We start from the raw sequence: 21,275 nt of genomic DNA, 5'->3' as shown, positions 1-21,275 counted from the left end.
TTTTCGCTGAGTTACAAAGGTTTTTGTTCATACCTTTATAATACGGGCGCATCTTCAAAATGTACTATTCAATACCTATAAATTTATCCCTTAGCGTGGTTATGCCGTTGGCAATTTCGCTTGATCATTGGATCGATTAGATTGTTCGAACAAAGAAAGCCCGTTGACATGATGTTAACTTTACGGATAGGTTAAGAAATAGTTGTACGTACCGGAAATGGCATGTTTAAGCCTGCTTGCTGTTAGCGGTTGAGGCCGCCGTAATCTCGCGTATTTTACTTATGTTTGTGTATCACGTTATTGTAAACCCAAATATGACCAATCGATGGAATCGCTAAACGGTATTAATGCACTCACCCTCGTTTTTACGTCTATTCTCCTATTTGCCATAGCCTATCGTTTTTATGGCATTTACCTGGCAAACAAAACCTTGAAACTCAATAATCAGCATGTTACACCGGCGATTGAATTTGCGGACGGCAAAGATTATGTGGCAACCAATAAGAATGTTCTCTTTGGGCATCACTTTGCGGCGATTGCTGCAGCGGGGCCGTTGGTTGGACCGGTTTTGGCTGCGCAGTTCGGCTATTTGCCCGGGACGCTTTGGATACTTATTGGTTGTGTGCTGGGGGGTGGTGTGCATGATATGGTGGTGCTTTTTGCATCGGTGCGCCATAAAGGGCAGAGCCTGGCCACCATTGCGTCCAAAGAAATCGGTAAGATCACGGGGACAGTAGCGGGCTTTGCCATCTTGTTTATTCTTATTTTAACATTGGCAGGACTGTCTTTGGCCTGTATTAACGCGATGCACGAAGCCTCGTGGTCGCTCTTTACGGTGTTGATTACGATGCCCATTGCGATCATCATGGGTTTGATCATGCGCTATAAAGCAAACAGTGTTTTATTTGCGAGCATGCTGGGGGGCGTGCTATTGATTGCCGGAATTATTGGCGGTCATAGCTTGATGCAGCATGAAGCGATCAATAAGCTATTCAGCTGGGACATTGGCACCATTTCCATTGCCATACCTGCTTATGGTTTTATCGCATCGGTATTACCGGTATGGCTGCTTTTAGTGCCGAGAGATTATCTCTCGACTTATCTCAAGATAGGTACCATTGTGATGTTAGCCATTGGGGTTATTTTCATCCATCCCACTTTAGAAATGCCGGCACTTACTTCTTTCATCCATGGAGGTGGGCCGGTTATTGGAGGACCGGTACTTCCTTTTATTTTCATTGTGATTGCCTGCGGGGCTATATCGGGTTTTCATGCGGTAATCGCAACGGGGACAACCCCCAAAATGATTGCCCATGAACGCGAAATTCTTTTTGTAGGATACGGTGCCATGTTGGTGGAAGGTTTCGTAGCGCTGATGGCGCTGATTGCCGCCTGTACGTTGATGCCCGGGGATTATTTTGCTATCAATACGCCGAAAGAAGGATACGACGCCTTTTTAGCCGCCCATCCTGCCTTACATGGGGTCGATATCGATTACTTTTCGGAAAAGATTGGGGTAGATCTTCACGGTAGAACAGGAGGTGCCGTTTCTCTTGCCGTGGGTATGGCGCATATCTTTAATAAGATCCCGGGGATGGACACCCTTATGGCCTACTGGTATAATTTTGCTATTATGTTTGAGGCGGTTTTTATTTTAACCGCTATTGATGCCGGTACGCGTGTGGGGCGCTTCTTCTTGCAAGAGATGCTGGGCACTGTATGGCCGAAGTTCAATGATAAGAACTGGATACCGGGAATTGTGATCAGTAGTTTGCTTTTTACTTTCGCTTGGGGTTATCTCGTTTATACCGGCAATGTAAGCAGTATTTGGCCTTTGTTCGGTATCAGCAACCAACTTTTGGCTGCTTGTGGTTTGATTGTGTGTACGACGATGCTGATCCGTTTAAATCGTGGAAAACATGCAGTCTGTGCGGCCGTACCCGGTGTTTTTATGGCTTTTATCACTTTTTGGGCAGGCTATCTGCAAATCGTTGATATCTATCTTCCTCATGGAGAATACTTGCTGGCCGGATTGGCGACGCTGGCGATGCTGCTTATGCTTGTGGTATTTATAGGAGCCTTCCGGAAATGGTATCAATTGCTGCAATTGAATAGCCATCAGACAGACTATTACGGCGAGCAGGTAAAGGAGCTTGTGGAGCGATGAGTGCGGTAGCTTTTAGGGATTAGCAATTAGATATAAGCAATTAGGTGTTAGGGATTAGGATTTAGCTTTTAGGTATTAGCGATTAGGAATTAGCTTTCGGCTGTCAGAGGTCAGCTTTCAGTTGCACTAGCCCTTCTCATTATCACATTGGCATATTGTCCCATTGGCTAATTAACAAGCTGTCAGAAGTCAGCCGTCAGCTTTCAGTCGCGCTAGCCCTTCTCATTATCATATTGGCTATTAAGCTATAAGCCATAAGCCGTAGGCGTTACCGAATACAGCTGCTACTGCAACCATTTAACGACTCAACTATTCAACTACTTCTTAACGACTCGACAACTCGACGATTTAACTTCTTCGGTATTAACTGATAGCGAAAACTTAACCCTTATATACCGGAAATCCATGAGTTAAAACAAGGGTTTTCTGTGATTTACATGGCTATTTAATCTTGTTAATTTAGTACTGTTTATAAGGTGGGTACGGACGAGGCCCTGCTCATCGTTGCTATGTCACAATTAACAATCGATATGAAAACAACCCCTTCTTTTCTAAAACTCTTTTTGGTAACGGTACTAGTTGCAATCAATCTTTCTTGTTCCAAAGAAGACGACGAACAATTGAAAGTAAGCGATCCTGCTATCGGGACATGGAATTTACGCGCGGTCTATGACGGTCAGCAAGCGGTGGATGTAACCGAACATGCCTGTTTCCGTGATTCGCGTTTGACGATCAACGAAGGCACGATGAATCTCACTTTATCCGTTCCGAATGAAAATTCGGGTGATTGTCAAACAGAGACGCTTCAATCTAATTGGATCAATGACAACGGCACGTATTACTTAGTAGATGGAGACGAACGGCAGCGAGCAAATATTGTACTAAATGACAACAACGAAACGCTACAAATGACGATTATAGCCAACGGAGAGCAAGTAGCACTGCTGTTTAGGAAATAGTATATTAATTTTATCTTGTCAATTCTCTATTTGTCGTTTGACTATGCTATGAATATCGGTATCCGTAGGTGTTTTTTTCATACATGTATTAGATAACGCTTTCGTCTTGCGGATTACTTTCCTATAAGCCTGATAAATGACCTAAACGTTTCCTATTAGTTCCTTCGCTTGAAACAGGGCAAGGTAATCAAATTACAGACGATTGTATCAATAGATTACATGGATATCAGTTAATATTTCAATCGAAAATATTCTTGATGTAATTCGAGATGAACTAACTTGCTTACGTTGCTTGATCAAGCTTCATTGACTCGTTTACATAAAATCAAAGGAGATGTCCAATTTTGAATATACGCAACTGTCGTCTGTACGCGACTATCCGAATGCGCATAAATCCTCTTTTCTCAGTACTTATGTTTTTAGTACAGATCATAAGATGATTGCGAAACAATTTTTGATAACCGCCATTATGATGGCATTTTTTTCACTCTTTCTATCAGTACTATTCCGCTTGCAACTTGGCTGGCCGGAAAAATCATTTCCAATATTAAAGGCCTTTTTAGGTCGCTGGGCGGAAGGTGGGCGTATACGTCCTGATTTTTATTTGGCTCTTATTACTATACACGGGACGATTATGGTGTTTTTTGTGTTAACAGCAGGCTTAAGCGGCACCTTCAGTAATCTCCTTATTCCACTTCAGATCGGCGCACGTGATATGGCTTCCCCTTTCTTGAATATGTTGTCTTACTGGTTTTTCTTTGTCTCCTGTTTCGTGCTCTTAAGCTCTTTCTTTGTACAGACTGGCCCGGCTAGCGCAGGATGGACGGTTTATCCACCGCTTTCCGCCTTACCAAAGGCAATATCAGGTTCGGGAACAGGAATGACTTTGTGGCTCATTAGCATTTTCCTTTTTGTTGCATCCTCTCTCATGGGGTCTATAAATTATATCAGTACGGTTCTTAATATGCGTACGAAGGGTATGGATTTGTGGAAAATGCCACTTCCGATTTGGGGACTTTTATTAACTGCGGTATTGGGCTTATTATCATTTCCGGTACTAGTAGCAGGGTTGGTTCTTCTTATATTTGACCGTAGTTTCGGTACTAGCTTTTATCTGTCTGATATTATACTTCAAGGAGACTTATTGCCCAATCAAGGTGGTAACACCATTTTATGGGAGCACTTATTTTGGTTTCTTGGGCACCCGGAGGTTTATATTGCCATATTGCCTGCTTTTGGTATCGTGTCGGAAGTTATTTCTACACATGCACGTAAACCAATCTTCGGGTACCATGCCATGGTGTATTCATTATTGGGAATTGTTGTATTATCCTTTCTCGTGTGGGGACACCATATGTTTGTTTCGGGCATGAATCCCTTTTTAGGAAGCGTTTTCATGATTACTACCCTGATCATTGCTGTACCCTCGGCGGTTAAGACGTTTAATTATCTGGCAACGCTGTGGCGAGGCGATCTCCATTTTACGCCAGCCATGTTGTTCGCTGTTGGCTTTGTCTCTTTTTTGGTCTCTGGTGGGTTAACGGGTATATTTCTTGGCAATGCGTCCCTGGATATTAATCTGCATGACACTTATTTCGTTGTGGCCCACTTTCATTTAGTGATGGGGTGTGCTGCAATTTTTGGTATGTTGGCCGGTGTATACCATTGGTTTCCCAAGTTTTTTGGAAGGCTTATGGAATCCAAACTAGGCTATCTCCACTTTTGGCTTACTTTTATCAGTGCTTATTTAGTCTTTTTCCCCATGCATTTTATGGGGGTTGATGGTGTTCCTCGCCGGTATTATGTCTTTACTGAATTTGAATTTATGCACGAATGGCTCAGTGTTAACCGCTTCATCTCGTGGGCAGCTGTAATGGGGGCGTTCGCGCAAATTACCTTCTTATTTAATTTTTTCTATTCTATTTTTTATGGTAAGAAATCAAGTCGAAATCCCTGGAAATCGAATACCTTGGAATGGACGACCTCGGTGAAACATATACATGGAAACTGGGAAGGAGAAATCCCAATGGTTTATCGATGGCCTTACGATTATAGTAAACCTGGACATAAAGATGATTTTATCCCGCAAACGACGCCCTTATCGGAGACAATGGATTCTAATTTGCCATTCGATTTCGGTGGAGATATAGCAAAAGAAAAAATGTTAAAAAAATATGTACAAGAACGAAGTGGCTCAGAGCGTTCACAATCAACTTAAACCATTAGAAAAGGAATGTTATCTTTATTGTAAAACCATTTATGTAAATCATCCCGATTAGTGGAAAGTAAACAAAATTCAACAAGTAAAGATGGAAATACGGCATCTCAGACTGATTAAGGCCATTGTGGAAGAGGGTAGTATTACGCGGGCAATGGGTGTATTGCACTTATCGCAAAGTGCATTAAGTTATCAACTAAAAGAAGCCGAACTACAAATTGGAACACAGGTTTTTTATAGAAGGAATAAAAAACTTATTCTGACACCTGTTGGAAGGAAATTGTATGCAACTGCGGAGAAGGTACTCAGGGAATTGGATGTAGCTGATGCTGAAATTAAAAAGATGGTAAACGGGGAGGTAGGCGTTATTAAGATTAGTACGGAGTGCTATACCAGCTATCATTGGTTACCGGCAGTATTGAAAAAGTTTAAAGGCGAATTTCCCAACGTCGACATTGAGATTGTTTTTGAGGCAACACATCGGCCAATCGAAAAATTGAATGATGGCGTGCTCGATATTGCGATAACGAGTAATCCTGAACAAGTGGAAATGATTGAGTTTGTTCCGCTATTTATGGATGAGATGTTGGTGGTTGTATCCAACAAGCATCCTTGGTGTGATAGAGACTTTGTAACGGCCGAGGATTTTCAAGACGTCTCACTGATTATCCATTCGCTTCCTTTAGATACGGTTTCTATTTTCCGAACGCAACTAAGTCCAAAAGGAATCAGTCCGAAGAAGCTGATCGTGTTACCGCTAACCGAAGCTTCCATTGAACTGGTTAAGGCCGATATGGGCGTGATTGTATTGGCAAATTGGGCCCTGCAACCTTATCTAAATGATGAAATCAAAGCCATTAAGATTAATCCGGAGGGATTCTTTAGGCAGCAGTATATTGCGAGAGTAAGGGCTCGGGAATATCCGGTTTATTTTGACTACTTTATTAAATTTTTGAGAGAAGAAATCAATTTAGTGAACTTACATGAAAAACGTTAAAACACTATGTGTACATCCGGTGGATGAGGAAAGGGAAAAAGGAGCTGTAACGGCGTCCATTTCGACGTCAACGGCTTATAGTTATCTAGAGGAAGATCAATTACGATATCCAGGCTTTTATTCTACATATAATCAGGAACGGCTCGGAGAGATTATTTCGAAGTTGGAGGGAGGTTGCTGGGGAATGGTCTTCAGTTCTGGAATGGCCGCCATCAGCACGACAATTCTTTCATTGGTTAAGCAGAAGGAACATATTATTTTTTCAAGCGACCTGTATGGTGGGACGTGGAAGTTTGCCGAACAAGAGTTGCCAAAAAGGAACATTACCTTCAGTTACGCAAGCAGCGCGTTAGAAGACTTTGAAGCGCAGATATTGCCGGAAACGAAGCTAATCTATCTGGAAACCCCCTCGAATCCACTGTTACGTATAGCTCCTTTGCGGGAAATTGCTGCCTTGGCTCGTAAGCATGGCATCCTCACAGTGGTCGACAATACCTTTGCTTCGCCGATTAATCAACGCCCTCTCTCGTTGGGAGTTGATTTGGTCCTGCACAGCGGCACGAAGTATCTAGGCGGACATAATGATCTTCCTTATGGAGCCTTAACTTCTATAAGAAGTGATTTGAAAGAAACTATTCTTTCCGTTGCCCGCATGTATGGGGGATCTTTATCTCCCTATGAATGTTACCAAGCAGAACGGAGTATTAAAACACTTGCCATCAGGGTCCAAAGACAAAATTCCAATGCCTTTAAACTGGCAGAATACCTAAGTAGAAGCCCTTATATCGAGCAGGTATATTATCCTGGGCTACCATCTCATCAAGGTCATCAACTTGCGCTCATACAAATGACCGGCTTCGGCGGTATGTTGTCTTTTGAGCTTAATCTTGACAAGCAACGCATCCATAAATTTCTACGAAGTTTAGCCCTCATCCGTCCGGCACTTAGTTTAGGAGGTGTTGAAAGCTTAATCTGCTCGCCCGCCGAAACTTCGCATCGAGCAATGTCGACGGAGGAGCGATTGAAACTCGGGATAAAGGATAATCTGTTGCGATTATCTGTTGGTATTGAAGATCAGAACGATTTGATCGCCGATTTAAAGTCGGCTATCAAGCAGGCAGCGGGGGATTAATCACTCACCCATTTACCTGCTTTCATTATCCGATTTATTTGTTGCGTATTTCTGATATCCGTTAATGGGTTTGCCTCTAAAATAAGTAAATCGGCCACTTTGCCTTTTTCGATGGTGCCATATTGCTTGTCGATGCGGAGGATTTTAGCGGCATTTTGCGTGGCAATGGAAATGGCTTCTAAGGGTGTTAGGCCCGCGCGTACAAGCAGTTCCAGTTCGCGATGTTCAGCATAACCTTGTACACGGATCGCCGAAGCACCGGAATCGGTGCCTAATCCCACCAGTATGCCTGCTTTTGCCATGCGCAATACGTTCGCCAGCGCATTTTTGAGGGCTAAGACTTTTCTTTCGTATTGTGGATCTTTTTTTACCCGGCTTTGGTAATCGGGGGCACTGAGCATTTCGTAGACACCCGGTTCCAATGCCTGTTTAAAGAATGGATCGTTCATCCATTCGGGATCCGAGGCATAGGCGATAGCAAACTCATCGAGTGTGAGTGTTGGAATATAGGCCACTCGATTGGTTTTCATTTGGGTTAATAAATCGTCATCCACTAATTGATCGCGAATGCTATGGCCAAGCACGTCGACACCATCGGCAACGAGTTGACGGGCGTCCTCCAGGTTGTACACATGCGCTACCACGGGAATATCGTGCTTATGAGCTTCTTGGATGATAGCTTGGTATATAGAGCGGTCCATTTTTTTTGCGGTACCACCGAAATCGTCTACCCATATTTTGACAGCTTGGGGTTTATATTGCATTAATTGGTTCATCAAGGCAGGTACTTCTGAAGCGTTTGTTGGCCGATAGAGTAGATCCATGGGCGAACCGGTGGGTACCGCTCCCGGAACATTGAAACCAATGCCCGCTGAAAACAGTCGCGCGCCGTCCAATTGCCCATTTTTGAGCGAATCGTATAGTTGATTTTCAAATAACAACGGTCGGTCGGTGCCCATAGAAAGGACCTGTAAGATGCCATATTGTTGATATTTTCGCAACTGGCGCAGTATGTTTCCCCGTGTAAAATTTTCCGCGCTGGCTGATGTTCCTTTCAAGGTGCCGATGTGTACATGTGCACTGATAAAAGCAGGAAGAACTGTTTTTCCAGCGAGATTGATCACTTTTGCATCGCTTGTATCTAATTGGGAATCAATCGCAGCAATGAGACCATTGAAAATGGCTATATCGGCTTGACGGGGGGCCGCACCGGTTCCATCAATTACCAAGGCATCTTTTAATATTATTTTTGTGTCGTCAGCGGTGTCAGCTTCTTGGCGAGAGGAAGAGCAGGCAAGGAAGAATAAAAGCAAAGGGAATAGCAATAATTTGTCCATAGCTGTCTATATTGGGCGTTTAAAGTTAGCAATTTGTTTTTAACGTGCGGGCAAATCACACATCGTACCACTTGCATAACGTGCGAGGATTGCCTATGTTTGCCTCATCCGTGTCTATGCATAAATTTATGCAAAGCCGAGTATAAACCCAAAAGCATTTTTAATATTAATTTAATATAAAAGACATCTTTTTTGGCTCATTTTGCCTGTTGATATGGATATCGAAAAGCTAAGCGAAAATCAGCATGCTGAAGGCGTTGGTTGCAAAGCTGGCCCTTCTGACACGGCCTTAGCGGATGCTATTCGGCAGGGAGATACGCGTGCTTTTCAGTTGTTCTATGATCGCTTTTACCTGAGGCTACTGGTTCAGCTTAAATTGCTTTCGACTGATTTTCAGTTGGCGGAGGACATTTGTCAGGATGCATTTGTAAGGCTTTGGGAAAAGCGCGAGTCGATCGATCCATCCAAATCACTACAGGCTTACCTGCGCAAGATAGCTCACCACCTTTTTGTCGACCTAAAACGAAAACAACAACTTCAACAGGTTTGGAATCAGGAAAGGGCTACGGAACCATGCTTGGAGGAAACGGTGCTTGAAAACCTTTATCATAAGGAACTGAACGATAAATTGCAAGAAGCCTTACAGTTATTGCCGGAGGAAAAGCAGCAAATTTTCCGGCTCAGCCGCGAACAACAGTTGAGCTATAAAGAAATCGCTCAGCTCGAAAATACTACACCTAAAGCCATCGAACGTCATATGGCAAGAACAAATGCATTCTTAAAGCGCTACCTACGCGAGTATACTGACTTAGCTTACCTTTTCGTGGTCGGTCTTTTTCTAGGGAAATAAAAAAAATTTAAAGGGAGAGGGGGATGTGGGCTCCTTGTTCGTATACACTTTATCATAAAGACATGAAGTATACGACACACCGATATATCCATAAACTCTTAGCCGGCACCTTGCTGGAGGAAGAGCGGTTGGAATTGATTAATTGGTTTGATAACCTTTCAGCGGAAGAATCTCAGGCTTTTTTCGAAGAGCTGGGGCAATATATGGATCGTTTGGACGACGAGCAAGTAGCTCGTTTAGAGGATGTGTTGCAGCACCTGCGAGAACAATCCATCAGTACCGTGGCGGCAAGCAAATCGAGGAGCTTGCCCTTCTGGAAGGCTGCAGCTATCATCACTTTATTGCTTGTTGGAAGTGTGGTCTTGCTAAATTATTTGAAAAAGAGAGAAGCCTTGTCTTCGGAATCCGCAAAGACATTGGTATGGAAGACAATAACGAATCCCGCCCGTACCCGCGCCAAGCTGCGTTTGCCCGATAGTTCGTGGGTGTGGTTAAACGCAGGCAGTAAATTGGTATATCCCGAGCGATTTGATGATTCCGTTCGTTTAGTCAAGTTAATAGGAGAGGCTTTTTTTGAGATACAAGAAGATAACCAAAGACCCTTTTACGTGGAATCCTCAAGGCTAGTTACGCAAGTATTGGGAACCGCTTTTAATATGAAAGTTTTTGAGCATGAGCCTTTGGTGGTTACTGTACAGTCGGGCAAAGTGAAAGTAACCGGTGAAAAGGAGGAGCGGGTATTGGCACCGAATCAACAAGTTGAGTACTTGGAAGGAATGGGTTTATCGGCGGTGAAAGCCGTAGACGCCTCGGTAAGCGCGAGCTGGCGAAATGGGGTGCTCAACTTAAATAATAAAACCCTTTGGCAGGCGACACGCGAAATGGAGCGCTGGTATGGTGTAACGATCCGTATTGATAAAGAAAAATTAAAGAATTGCGTGATAGCCGGGGAGCATACCAATACCGGTTTATATAATGTGTTAAACTCGTTGGCTTTTGTCTTGAAGCTGCGGTATACAACTAACGGAAATGAAATCGTCATTACAGACGGAAAGTGTCCTTAATTGATCAACCTCAAAAATAATAAAAATGAAACCGACATAGCATAAAATACATAAAGAAGCGGGAACATCGGATAATGTTCCCGCCGACGGCAGCTTAACAATACTTTGGCCGGTAAGAAAAGCTGCTACGGATTAACGAACTCAATATTCATTAAACACTCAAAATTATGAAATTAATACTACAACAAGTAGTAATTAGGATAGTTATGCGTATCGCAACCATTATTGCGTTTCTTATAATAAGCTTATCCTGTTCTTTTGCCACTACAGGAAAAGCACAGGGACTCGCAACGCTGACCGTTCACTTGGATATGAAACAGGCAACCGTTAAGCAAGTGCTCGAAGTGTTGGAGTCGAAAATAAACTATAAATTCTTATATCCAAAAGCCTTGGATAGTTATAAAAGTCCGGTTTCAATCTCCGGAACTTATGCGGTATCGGATATTTTGGTGGAGCTTGCGACCCAAACCGGATTGTCTTTCCGACAAATTAACCATACCATCGCCGTGTCGCTCAACAATGTGAAGGCTAAGAGTGATGCTATAAAACAACTGCTGGTAAGCGGTCGTGTAACCGACACCTTGGGAAACCCCTTACCGGGAGCCAGTGTGCTGGTGAAAGGTGGTGGTAAGGGTGCGAATACCGATAGTCAAGGGCATTATCGTATTCAGGCCGCTAAGGGTGATGTACTCTTGTTCTCTTATGTGGGCTATCGACAATTGGAAGTGCCGGTAGAAGGAAAGCAAACGATCGATGTGCAATTGCATGAAGAAGGTGCCGCTTTGAGTGAGGTAGTAGTGGTTGGCTATGGTGTACAAAAGAAAGCCACAGTAACGGGAGCGGTTGCAACGGTTTCGGGGAAAGAGATCAATAAGGCGCCTACGACCCATGTAGCCAATACGCTGGCAGGACGTGTAGCGGGGATTACCGGACTGGAAAAGACTGGCGAACCGGGTTCTGGCGGAGCGCAACTGTTTATACGCGGACAAAGTACGCTGGGCGATAATAGCCCGCTATTAGTTGTCGACGGAGTACCGAGTTTATTGGGAGGACTTGACAAATTGGACCCGAATGACATTGAAACGGTATCGGTATTAAAAGATGCCTCCGCTTCGATTTATGGTGCCAGAGCAGCGAACGGTGTTATCCTAGTAAAAACGAAACGTGGAATTGACGGAAAGCCGACGCTCGATTATAGCTTTAACCAGGGTTTTGTGACTCCAACGAGAATGCCCAAAATGGCTGATGCTCCGTTATACGCGCAACTGACCAATGAGATTCTTGAATATGCGGGGCAGCCTATTAAATTTTCGGCAGAAGATATCCAGAAATTTGCCGATGGTTCTTCGCCTTATACCCATCCGAACACGGATTGGATCGATGCGGTTATTAAACCGCTTTCCTTACAGAATCGACATAATTTAGGGTTGCGCGGGGGATCGGAGAATATCAAGTACTTTGTTTCATTGGGCTCCCAATATGAAGATGCCGTGTACAGGAATAGTGCAACCAATTATAAGCAACAAAACTTACGGGTTAATTTGGATGCGAAGGTAAACGAATATATACAATTGAGCTTTGATTTGCAGGGGCGGCATACCAACCGAAATTATGCGCCGCGCGGAGCGGGCGATATTTTCCGGTTTATTCAACGTGGTCGACCAACGGAAACAGCCATTTGGCCAAACGGCCTCCCCGGGCCGGATATTGAAGGGGGTAATAACCCCGTAGTGACATCCACAGAGGAAGCTGGGTATAACCACCATGTGATTAACCTCGGGAATGCGATTATTGGTTATAAAATCAAGATTCCGGGAGTTGAAGGCTTATTTGTGGATGGAACCTATGCAGCGAGTGTAGAGGTGCTGCACCGCAAAAATTTTGTAAAGCCTTGGACCTTGTATTCCTTTGGCGGTTTTGACGAAAATAACGAGCCGAAGTTGGTCGCCGCCCAACGGGGTGTTAATTCGCCGGAACTGACCGAACGTTATGATCAGAATCAGCAGGTTCTTTTTAATACAAAGATCAACTATGTACGCTCTTTCGGCAAGCATAGTCTGAATAGCTTTGTGGCATATGAGCAAAATGTGGATAAGGGAACCAACATTCTGGGCTATCGTCGGGACTTTATATCCCCGGTGGTTGACCAACTTTTTGCGGGAGGTCAGGACATGCGCAGGGTGGAAGGGTATGGCTATGAATTTGCCCGAAGAAATTATTTTGGTAGAGTATCCTATCAATACAATGATACCTATTTACTCGACCTTAATTTTCGGGTAGATGGTTCGCAGAACTTTCCCGCGGGGAAACGTTATGGTTTCTTTCCCGGGGTGTCAGCCGGTTGGGTCTTATCCAATGAATCTTTTTGGACCAAATATGCGAAAACCGTCAATTTCATGAAATTAAGGGCCTCTTATGGGCAAATGGGAAATGATAAAATCGATAATTTCCAGTTCTTAAGTAATTATGGTTTTGAGAAAAATAGTGTTCTCCAGGGAGCAATTTTCGGAGATAACCTAACCTTCAATCCCGCAATTTATCCAGTGAGAGTGGCTAATCCCAATATTACCTGGGAGGTAGCCAATACCTTAAACGTCGGTTTGGAAGCTCAATTATGGAATGGTCGTTTCGGACTGGAATTCGATTATTTCCGTGCAGATCGTGATAAAATTCTTATTCCGCGTGCGCAGTCAATACCACAGTATGCAGGGTTTTCCTTACCTGACGAGAATTTAGGAAAAGTTCGTAACCAAGGTTTTGACGCGGTTTTAAGCCATCGGAATACCTTCGGGAATTTACGAATGGACATCAGTGGCACCGTTTCCTTTGCGCGCAACAAGATTCTGTTTTGGGATGAATCCCAAAATATCCCGGCATACCAACAATATACCGGTTCTCGCATTGGATCCGGGCTCTATTACCATGCCATCGGGGTATTCAAAAACGAAGAGGAGCTGGAAAATTATCCTCATTGGTCGGGTGCCCGCCCGGGAGATGTGATCTTTGAGGACTTTAACCGAGATGGCAAAATAGATGCGTTGGATCGTATCCGTTTTGAACCTTCTTTCCCCGAATGGAATTTCGGATTGAATATTAATTTGCAATACAAAAACTTTGATCTTTCGGCGCTTTTTCAGGGCGCTATGGGAGGCTCGCAATACGTGCGAACTGAGTCGGGCCTGATCGGGAATTTTCCCCTTGCTTTTGTAGAAAATCGCTGGACACCGGATAATCCGAACACGAATGTTCCTCGTGTATACGATACGCGTGAGTATTGGATTACGCAGGGCAATTCCCATTGGTTATGGGATACCGATTATGTTCGTCTGAAGACCTTACAGGTTGGTTATTCCCTTCCGGCACACGTGATCGAAAAAATCAAGCTGAAAGGTTTACGCTTTTATCTCAGTGGACAAAACCTGTTTACTTGGGATAAAATGAAGATTTTTGATCCTGAAATCCATGACAGAGAGGATAATGGAAATCAAGCTCATTATTATCCCCAAATCAAGATCTATAATATAGGTGCTAATCTCACTTTCTAAAAGCTAAATCATGAATAAAAGATATAATATTGCGGTACTTTTTTTCCTTTTGGTATTCGGTGCCTGTAAGGACGATTTTTTGGATCGGAAACCCATGGATTCCATTTCCGATGCGGACGTATGGAAGGATCCTGCCTTGGTACAATCGTATGTAAATGAATTGTATGTGGACGTGTGGGACCCCTTTATCGATAGTTGGAAGGTGATGCATACCGCCATTACAGATGAAGGGATGTACTTACGTGATAAGGGCACGGACGTCGTTTTAAAAGGGACTTTTACACCGGAAAATATGGGAACCTTAACCCAGTTCGGACGATGGGAACCGTACTATAAGGCGATCCGGAATTGTAACCTCCTTTTTGAGAATATGGATCGTGTGCCGTTTACCGACGAAGCGATGAAAAATCGTTTGTTAGGAGAAACTTATTTTTTGCGCGCCTATTTTTACCTGAATTTGGTAAGTCATTTTGGCGGGGTACCGTTGATTACTAAATCATTCGGCTTGGACAGTGGTGAGGAAATGTTTGTAGAGCGTAGTTCTTTTGAAGACTGCGTTGAGCAAATTGTGGCTGATTGCGATCAAGCGATTGCGTTATTGCCGGAAAGTTACGGGGCGGATCATAAGGGACGGGCTACCAAGTTTTCCGCCATGGCGGCTAAATCGCGCATCCTTTTATATGCAGCGAGTGATCTATATAATAAAGCTGCAAACAGCAATGCTTTGGTAGGCTATGTAGGTGGTAACCGGCAGGAACGGTGGCAGCGAGCTTATGAGGCGGCCAAAGATCTGTTGGATAACCCAGGGCCGCATCGTTTATACCAACCTACAGATTCTGCTACCGAAAATTACGGACGAGTATTTTTAGACAATCATAATCCGGAGATCATTTTTGCCATTCTGCATAACAAAGAATTGAAAGGTACATCCGTGGATTTATGGAACGGACCAAATGGTTATCATAACTGGGGTGGCAACCTGCCGATAGAGAACTTTGTTTCGGGTTATCAAAAACGGGATGGCTCTCCTTTTGATTGGAATAATCCGGAGGATGCAGCAAATCCATATGTAGGTCGTGATCCGCGATTTTATGCGTCTATTTTATATAATGGTGCCAAATGGCGACAGCGGCCCACAGACGCGGCGGCGCTGGATCCCGACAATGTGATTCAAACGGGGCGTAAGGAAGTATATAATGCCTCCACCAATAAAATTGAGGAAGTATGGGGCGTGGACACCCGTTATAGTCCGATTGAGAATTGGAATGCTTCCATCACGGGCTACTATACCCGAAAATTTCTGGATATCAATGTAGATGGTCAGTTTTTTCGCGGAGAGCAGCCTTGGATCATTTTTCGCTATGCCGAAATCTTGTTGAATTATGCCGAAGCCGCCCTCGCTTTAGGTAGGGAATCAGAGGCCCGGGAAGCAATCAATACGGTAAGAACACGTGCCGGCATGCCGACCTCAACGGTCAGTGGACAGGCTTTGGTCGATCTGTATCGTTATGAGCGTAAGTATGAACTGGCTTTCGAAGGGCATCGTTACTTAGATATGCGACGCTGGTTGATTGCTGAAAGTTTAATGAACGTACCGGCAAAAGGAATAGATATCTTGGCGAAGCTCAATGCAGACCGGAAGACTTACACCTATCAATACAAAATAATTGATGTGGCACCGCGCCAATTTAATGTAAAGGGCTATTTTGCGCCTATTCCCATTGGGGAAATACAAAAGAATCCTAAATTACAGCAAAATCCTAATTTTTAATCCTAAAGAATGACTGGCATGACAACAAAATTAAATAGAAGGGCTTTTGTATCGGTGATTTCTAAAAGTAGTGCGATAGGGTTTATTGCTCCGGCCTGGATCGGTGCAGAATCTCAGGCAAGCCATGTGTTTCTTACGAAGCCGTACCTGCAAAACCCAATGGCGAATGCGATGACCATCTGCTGGATAACAGCTAAACCGAGCCATAGTTGGGTAGAATTTCAGGAAGTAAAAGGTGGCGAGCAGCGAAAAGCGCAGGCTGTCGTATTGGGTTTGGTGGTTGCGAACAATACCATGCATCGAATTATGCTCCGGAATTTAAAACCTGGCGTTACTTATCGTTATCGCGTGTGTTCGCGCGAGATACAGATGTTTAAACCTTATGAGAAAACATTCGGGGAAACGATCTTTAGCGACTTTTATCAGTTTACTACACCCGATCCTTCCAATAGGGAAGTCTCCATGCTGATCTTTAACGATATTCACGATCGGCCTCTTTCTTTTGGTCAGCTCATGAAGTTAAATGGCACGGATCCTTTTGATTTTGTTTTTTTGAATGGAGACATGTTTGACTATCAGGAAAGTGAACAACAACTGATTGATCACCTGATTCAGCCGTGTACGGAAATATTTGCGTCAGAAAAGCCTTTTTTATTTGTTCGTGGAAACCATGAGACGCGTGGAAAGTTTGCTTACCATCTGACTGATTACTTTGAAAATATAAATAATCAGCCTTATTTTTCTTTTACCCGTGGACCAGTGCATTTTATTGCTTTGGATACGGGGGAAGACAAGGTAGACGACGATGTGGAATACGACGGGTTGGCCGCTTTTGATGTCTTTAGGGAAGAGGAAGCACGCTGGCTGGAAGCCGAGTTACAAAGCAAAAGTGCAAAGGAAGCTGCCTTTCGCGTGGTACTAATGCATATTCCTCCTTTCCATTCAGGCGACTGGCATGGAACTATGCATTGTCGGAAGCTCTTCTCGCCGCTGTTTGAAAAGTACGGAGTTGATATGGTTATTTCAGGACATACCCATCGCTACGGTGTACACAAACCGCAGGAAGGTCACAGTTATCCCATTATCATTGGTGGGGGCCCAAAAGAAGGAAATCGTACATTGATAAAACTAAAGGCCAACGAAAGAGAATTGAATCTTTCCATGCTAGCTGACACGGGAACTGAAGTAGGAACCTACCGCTTGGTGGCACGTAAGAGAAAATAATCACATAGGGGATAAGCTCGAGTAAATTAAAAAGCCTTGGCTCTTAAGCCAAGGCTTTTTCGTGGGAATTGGTCCGATAACTTAATACTTGCTTAACATGTTGAAGAATGTTCCGAACTATCCGGGATATACGTAAAAGGTTCATAAATGCTAAAATTGCTGATAGATTAGGTTATATCTTGTAATTTTTTCTCTCCCGGTATAATTAGTTTTGTAACATCTTCGATGGAAAACTAACGAATCGGAATCAAATAACCAATTATGAGAGAGCAATCGGCATGGGATGATCGGTCTATGTGGGATGGACTGGTTGATGGGCAACAAGGGGCTTTCACTGCCCTAGTGAGGCGTTATACAGACACTCTTTACGATTATGGCATGCGCTTGTGCACAGATGAGGAATTAGTAAAGGACTGCGTACAAGAGGTGTTTCTTTTTATATGGAGGCGAAGGCAATACTTGCAGCAGCCGGTTTCTTTGAAATTTTACCTGATGAAGGCTGTTCGAAATAAAATAGGCCGTGAACTTCCGAAGTGGCAAATGAAAGAGCAGCTTCAGGAGTCTGAGTATCAATTTCCCGACTTCTTTATCGAACTGGATGAACAGACTGCAACGCCCCCCGCTGTTCGAAAGCGTTTGAAGTCCTATATCGATCAGCTTTCACCTCGTCAGCGGGAAATTCTTTATTTACGGTTTTATGAAGGCCTCCGACAACAAAAAATTGCTGAAATGATGAATCTAAATCATCAATCGGTTTACAATCTTTTGCGCGGGGCACTGGTTGCGCTCAAGAAAAAAGTGGACTATGAAACACTGATTGCTTACTGGTGTTTCTTTTTCGTATTGTTGTTTTTTAGCTAAAGGAACAAGCCTGTATTGACAAATAACTAAGGTTGCAAGATCTTGACAATTTCTTTAAATCCTTTGGTTTGTGCATGCTGAAGCGGTGTTACACCTTGATGATCGGGAATATCTAGCTTGGCACCTGCGTCTTTCAGGATCTGTACGATCCGTTGGTATTTTTCGCTTCCGTCACCTAGCAGTACGGCTTCCATCAGGGCGGTCCATCCCAAGCGATTGACATGATCTATCGGGAATCCTTTGGTGTTAGCTAATAGTTGAACGGTTTCGATATGCCCGCGCTCACAAGCGGGAATAAGCGCCGTTCCTTGATAACGATTGAAGATATCGAAACGCGCTCCGTGATTCAGAAATAACTGTACCAGCTCGGTTTGTCCACTAGCACCGGCATAAAGAAAAGGGCTGTCTTGGTTATCTGCTTGTAGATTGACGTCCGCTCCCTGCGTTACCAGCAGTTTAGCCAGCTCAGTTTGATGGTTGATTGTCGCGATCAAGAGCAGTGATCGTTTGCTCTTATCTCTTGTGTTTACATCCGCTCCGTTTTGCAGTGCTTTAGAAACGCCTTGTATATCGTTTTTTTCTACTAGGTTTAGAATGTCCTGATTGTTCAAGATCTTTTTTGTACTTTCCGGCATCGTTAAATTACATGAGGTAACAGTCGTTATGAGCATCATTACAAAAAATATTGTTTTCATAATTCAATTAGTTTTGAATGATCAGTCTCCTCAGCACTTTTGTCAAGTGCTGAAAATTTTCAATTTAAAAGACAATATTGCCTTGATAGATGAGTGATTTAACAGGTGAAACCCGCGAAACAGCTTCAGCAGAACAGCTGGCCTCGATGAAAACTATATTAGCATCATCACCCACTTTAGGCCATTGTTGTACCCCTTGATCGTTCAAGGGAAGCGGACCGGCGGTTGCCAGCTTTAAAATTCTCGATAAGTCAAATTCGGTGGTGTATCCGTACAATTGTGCAGCTAGATTCGCTTTTTGCAGTACGCTTCCCGTTCCGAAAGTGTTCCAGTGATCGATAATGCTATCATTCCCGGTCATGATTTTCACCTTGTGCTTTAGTAAGATGGGAATCGGCATGATCAGTCCTCCGAAAGGTATCGTAGAAACAATGCCTATTCCAGCGGCACCAAGCCTTTCAGCGATTTCTTCCTGTTTGCTAGCATCTAGCTTCCCAAGAACGAAACAATGACTCAGGTAAGTTTTTTCTTTTAGCCTCGGATTTTCGATTACCTTATCGATGAGGTATTCTACTGTTCTCAATCCAGATTCTCCGGATTCGTGTAGGTGTATATCGATGCCTTTGTTGTGGTCGAGCGCAAGTTGTACGGTAAAATCTATTGTCTTTTCGATTGCGCCATCGATTGAATAAGGATCCAGTCCGCCAATAAAATCTATATCGGTTTTAGCTGCTTCTTTCAAGTAGGGAACGGTATCGGTATAAAAAACGCCGTGTTGGGGAAATGCGACCAGCTCGGCTCCGAAACCATTTTTTTTGTTTTCTAAAGCGTTTTGAAGATGTCTTAAGGAATCTAGCTTCGACGTTGGTTCGATATTGACATGGCTTCTTGCAAAGGACGTTCCCTTCGATTGAAGAAGTTCAATAAGTTTTTCTGCTTTGTAAGTCGAATTTTTCAACATATCGGGTAGTATTTTCTGCTCGAGGGCAATCATTCCTTTTACGCCACCGGTCCTTTTTCTTACTGCCTGCCAGTTTTCTCCGTAGAAAGTTTTATCAAGATGAATGTGCATGTCCCTAAAGGAAGGGAGCATGAGTAGGCCTTTGGCATCAATTGCCTCCGCAGTGGACTGATTAGGACTAATTTTTCTGATTTTTTTATTTGCTACTTCAATGGAAAAAAGCGCTGTTTTGGTGGCAACCACTTCGCCGTCTTCGTACTCGAAACCAGTTTCTAAGCGAACATTCTTCAGCGTGTAATTACCGGCCTCTATTAATTTTTCCTCTTTTCTCTCCGCTGCTCCTTTGCTAACCTGTGCATTGACCACACCTGGCGTGAGTGATAAGCCTGCAAATCCTATGGTTGCGTTTTTAAGGAATTCTTTACGTGATAGCATTGAATGATTCATCTTTTTATTGTTTGTTCACGTTCAAATTATACGATACCTAATGACAAAGGTACGATGCCTACTTTTTATAAGGTGTGAAGGATTTCTGCTATTACTTGTGAAATTTATCTGTTTCGCGAAAAGCCGAAGGTGTTATTCCTGTTTGGGTTTTAAAAAAGTTGGAGAAATAAGCGTGATCTACGAAACCCAGTTCGAAAGCAATTTCTTTAATGGAAAGGCTTGTGCTTTGTAGCATTCTTTTTGCTTCGATACATACTCGTTGCTGTATGAGCTGTGTTGCTGAAACTTTTAGATTTTTTTTACAAAGGATATTCAGATAATTGGGTGAAATATGTAGCTGTTCCGCATAGAAAGTCACTAGCTTCTGCTCCTTGAAAAATTCATCTATTAAGGTGTTGAATTTAGCTAGCCGGGGATTGGATTGATAAACCTTGAACTCGGTGAACGTGCCTTCTGCTTCTTTACTAACAATTGCGGCAATGACTGCAGCGCGAGCGCTGATCAGATGTACGAGTGAACGATCATTCTTTAATTCATGCTTGATAGCATCAAACTCATATAATAACAATTGGAAGGCTTCATCAGTCAATTGAATAACAGGGTGATTTTGGTAGTTGGTAAAGGAAAACCTGAAATAGGGAGCAAATTGCTCGAAAAATGAACGTTCGATCATCAGTTGATATCCGGTGGTTCCTGTTTCGATATCCCATTTATGCATCTGGCCCGGAAATAAAACGTGTATTTGATGGTTGCCAATTTGATAATCTATCGAATCAATATTGTGTGTTCCCTGTGCTTGATCAAAGAGGATGATAATAAAAAAGTCGTGTTTATGAGGCTTCTCGATTAGCCGTTTACCATGAAGTTCATTGAATATGATTTCCTCACGACCGGCAATCTGTCCTTTTCGAAACCCATGGATTCCGATAATGGGTATTGTATGATCCTCTTTATATGTGGGCATAAGGTAAATATAGTGAATTAGCTGTCAGCTTTCGGTAGTCGGCGATCAGCTTTCTATCGACAACATATTGCCACCTGCTCATA

General features: G+C 43.3%; 15 protein-coding genes. 11 read left to right on the top strand and 4 right to left on the bottom strand.

Annotation, left to right across the window (positions count from 1 at the left end):
* The first annotated feature begins 325 nt into the window (after positions 1-325).
* The 5 genes from M1D52_RS21780 (at position 326) to M1D52_RS21760 (ending at position 7,473) form a co-directional block, all read left to right on the top strand.
* Positions 326-2,167 (top strand): carbon starvation CstA family protein, encoded by a 1,842-nt coding sequence (locus tag M1D52_RS21780; protein ID WP_289553853.1) that lies wholly within the window; start codon positions 326-328, stop codon positions 2,165-2,167.
* Between the two features lie 530 nt (positions 2,168-2,697).
* Entirely contained in the window at positions 2,698-3,126 is a 429-nt protein-coding gene (locus tag M1D52_RS21775; protein ID WP_457941587.1) for a lipocalin family protein, read from the top strand.
* 436 nt (positions 3,127-3,562) lie between these two features.
* Positions 3,563-5,344 carry a cytochrome c oxidase subunit I gene (locus M1D52_RS21770; protein ID WP_041388086.1) on the top strand — a complete coding sequence of 594 codons (1,782 nt, stop codon included), beginning with the start codon at positions 3,563-3,565 and terminating at the stop codon, positions 5,342-5,344.
* A 91-nt stretch (positions 5,345-5,435) separates the two neighbouring features.
* Complete coding sequence (locus M1D52_RS21765) at positions 5,436-6,341, top strand: LysR family transcriptional regulator (protein WP_437393529.1); 906 nt, start codon at positions 5,436-5,438, stop codon at positions 6,339-6,341.
* Entirely contained in the window at positions 6,328-7,473 is a 1,146-nt protein-coding gene (locus M1D52_RS21760) for a trans-sulfuration enzyme family protein (RefSeq protein ID WP_437393528.1), read from the top strand. The genes M1D52_RS21765 and M1D52_RS21760 overlap by 14 nt, the downstream gene beginning before the upstream one ends.
* Here the strand turns inward: M1D52_RS21760 and M1D52_RS21755 are convergent.
* Positions 7,470-8,810 carry an amidohydrolase family protein gene (locus tag M1D52_RS21755; protein ID WP_437393527.1) on the bottom strand — a complete coding sequence of 447 codons (1,341 nt, stop codon included), beginning with the start codon at positions 8,808-8,810 and terminating at the stop codon, positions 7,470-7,472. The genes M1D52_RS21760 and M1D52_RS21755 overlap by 4 nt on opposite strands.
* 214 nt (positions 8,811-9,024) lie before the next feature.
* Between M1D52_RS21755 and M1D52_RS21750 the strand changes: the two genes are divergently transcribed.
* The 6 genes from M1D52_RS21750 (at position 9,025) to M1D52_RS21725 (ending at position 18,125) form a co-directional block, all read left to right on the top strand.
* Positions 9,025-9,660 (top strand): RNA polymerase sigma factor, encoded by a 636-nt coding sequence (locus M1D52_RS21750; RefSeq protein ID WP_289553855.1) that lies wholly within the window; start codon positions 9,025-9,027, stop codon positions 9,658-9,660.
* 62 nt (positions 9,661-9,722) lie between these two features.
* Positions 9,723-10,724: a FecR family protein gene (locus M1D52_RS21745; RefSeq protein WP_437393526.1), complete on the top strand. Its 1,002-nt coding sequence runs from the start codon at positions 9,723-9,725 to the stop codon at positions 10,722-10,724.
* 167 nt (positions 10,725-10,891) lie between these two features.
* Entirely contained in the window at positions 10,892-14,269 is a 3,378-nt protein-coding gene (locus M1D52_RS21740; protein WP_437393525.1) for a SusC/RagA family TonB-linked outer membrane protein, read from the top strand.
* A gap of 10 nt (positions 14,270-14,279) precedes the next feature.
* Positions 14,280-16,040 carry a RagB/SusD family nutrient uptake outer membrane protein gene (locus M1D52_RS21735; protein ID WP_437393524.1) on the top strand — a complete coding sequence of 587 codons (1,761 nt, stop codon included), beginning with the start codon at positions 14,280-14,282 and terminating at the stop codon, positions 16,038-16,040.
* 18 nt (positions 16,041-16,058) lie between these two features.
* Positions 16,059-17,264: a purple acid phosphatase family protein gene (locus M1D52_RS21730; protein ID WP_437393523.1), complete on the top strand. Its 1,206-nt coding sequence runs from the start codon at positions 16,059-16,061 to the stop codon at positions 17,262-17,264.
* Positions 17,265-17,525: 261 nt separating this feature from the next.
* Positions 17,526-18,125, top strand: coding sequence for an RNA polymerase sigma factor (locus M1D52_RS21725; protein ID WP_013665206.1), 600 nt, complete (start codon positions 17,526-17,528; stop codon positions 18,123-18,125).
* Positions 18,126-18,151: 26 nt separating this feature from the next.
* Here the strand turns inward: M1D52_RS21725 and M1D52_RS21720 are convergent, their stop codons facing one another.
* The 3 genes from M1D52_RS21720 to M1D52_RS21710 form a co-directional block, all read right to left on the bottom strand.
* Positions 18,152-18,820: an ankyrin repeat domain-containing protein gene (locus M1D52_RS21720; protein ID WP_041387236.1), complete on the bottom strand. Its 669-nt coding sequence runs from the start codon at positions 18,818-18,820 to the stop codon at positions 18,152-18,154.
* Positions 18,821-18,884: 64 nt separating this feature from the next.
* A complete protein-coding gene (locus M1D52_RS21715; RefSeq protein WP_437393522.1) occupies positions 18,885-20,228 on the bottom strand; it encodes an amidohydrolase in 1,344 nt (447 codons plus the stop codon).
* 91 nt (positions 20,229-20,319) lie between these two features.
* Positions 20,320-21,192, bottom strand: coding sequence for an AraC family transcriptional regulator (locus tag M1D52_RS21710; RefSeq protein WP_041387238.1), 873 nt, complete (start codon positions 21,190-21,192; stop codon positions 20,320-20,322).
* Between the last annotated feature and the right edge of the window lie 83 nt (positions 21,193-21,275).

Source organism: Olivibacter sp. SA151, assembly GCF_054130995.1.
This window is presented reverse-complemented; position numbering and strand designations above follow the sequence as displayed.

Excerpts from the sequence above, each read along its gene's own strand:
- M1D52_RS21780 (WP_289553853.1), top strand. The coding sequence starts at position 326 with ATGGAATCGCTAAACGGTATTAATGCACTCACCCTCGTTTTTACGTCT.
- M1D52_RS21775 (WP_457941587.1), top strand. The coding sequence starts at position 2,698 with ATGAAAACAACCCCTTCTTTTCTAAAACTCTTTTTGGTAACGGTACTA.
- M1D52_RS21770 (WP_041388086.1), top strand. The coding sequence starts at position 3,563 with ATGATTGCGAAACAATTTTTGATAACCGCCATTATGATGGCATTTTTT.
- M1D52_RS21765 (WP_437393529.1), top strand. The coding sequence starts at position 5,436 with ATGGAAATACGGCATCTCAGACTGATTAAGGCCATTGTGGAAGAGGGT.
- M1D52_RS21760 (WP_437393528.1), top strand. The coding sequence starts at position 6,328 with ATGAAAAACGTTAAAACACTATGTGTACATCCGGTGGATGAGGAAAGG.
- M1D52_RS21755 (WP_437393527.1), bottom strand. The coding sequence starts at position 8,810 with ATGGACAAATTATTGCTATTCCCTTTGCTTTTATTCTTCCTTGCCTGC.
- M1D52_RS21750 (WP_289553855.1), top strand. The coding sequence starts at position 9,025 with ATGGATATCGAAAAGCTAAGCGAAAATCAGCATGCTGAAGGCGTTGGT.
- M1D52_RS21745 (WP_437393526.1), top strand. The coding sequence starts at position 9,723 with ATGAAGTATACGACACACCGATATATCCATAAACTCTTAGCCGGCACC.
- M1D52_RS21740 (WP_437393525.1), top strand. The coding sequence starts at position 10,892 with ATGAAATTAATACTACAACAAGTAGTAATTAGGATAGTTATGCGTATC.
- M1D52_RS21735 (WP_437393524.1), top strand. The coding sequence starts at position 14,280 with ATGAATAAAAGATATAATATTGCGGTACTTTTTTTCCTTTTGGTATTC.
- M1D52_RS21730 (WP_437393523.1), top strand. The coding sequence starts at position 16,059 with ATGACAACAAAATTAAATAGAAGGGCTTTTGTATCGGTGATTTCTAAA.
- M1D52_RS21725 (WP_013665206.1), top strand. The coding sequence starts at position 17,526 with ATGAGAGAGCAATCGGCATGGGATGATCGGTCTATGTGGGATGGACTG.
- M1D52_RS21720 (WP_041387236.1), bottom strand. The coding sequence starts at position 18,820 with ATGAAAACAATATTTTTTGTAATGATGCTCATAACGACTGTTACCTCA.
- M1D52_RS21715 (WP_437393522.1), bottom strand. The coding sequence starts at position 20,228 with ATGAATCATTCAATGCTATCACGTAAAGAATTCCTTAAAAACGCAACC.
- M1D52_RS21710 (WP_041387238.1), bottom strand. The coding sequence starts at position 21,192 with ATGCCCACATATAAAGAGGATCATACAATACCCATTATCGGAATCCAT.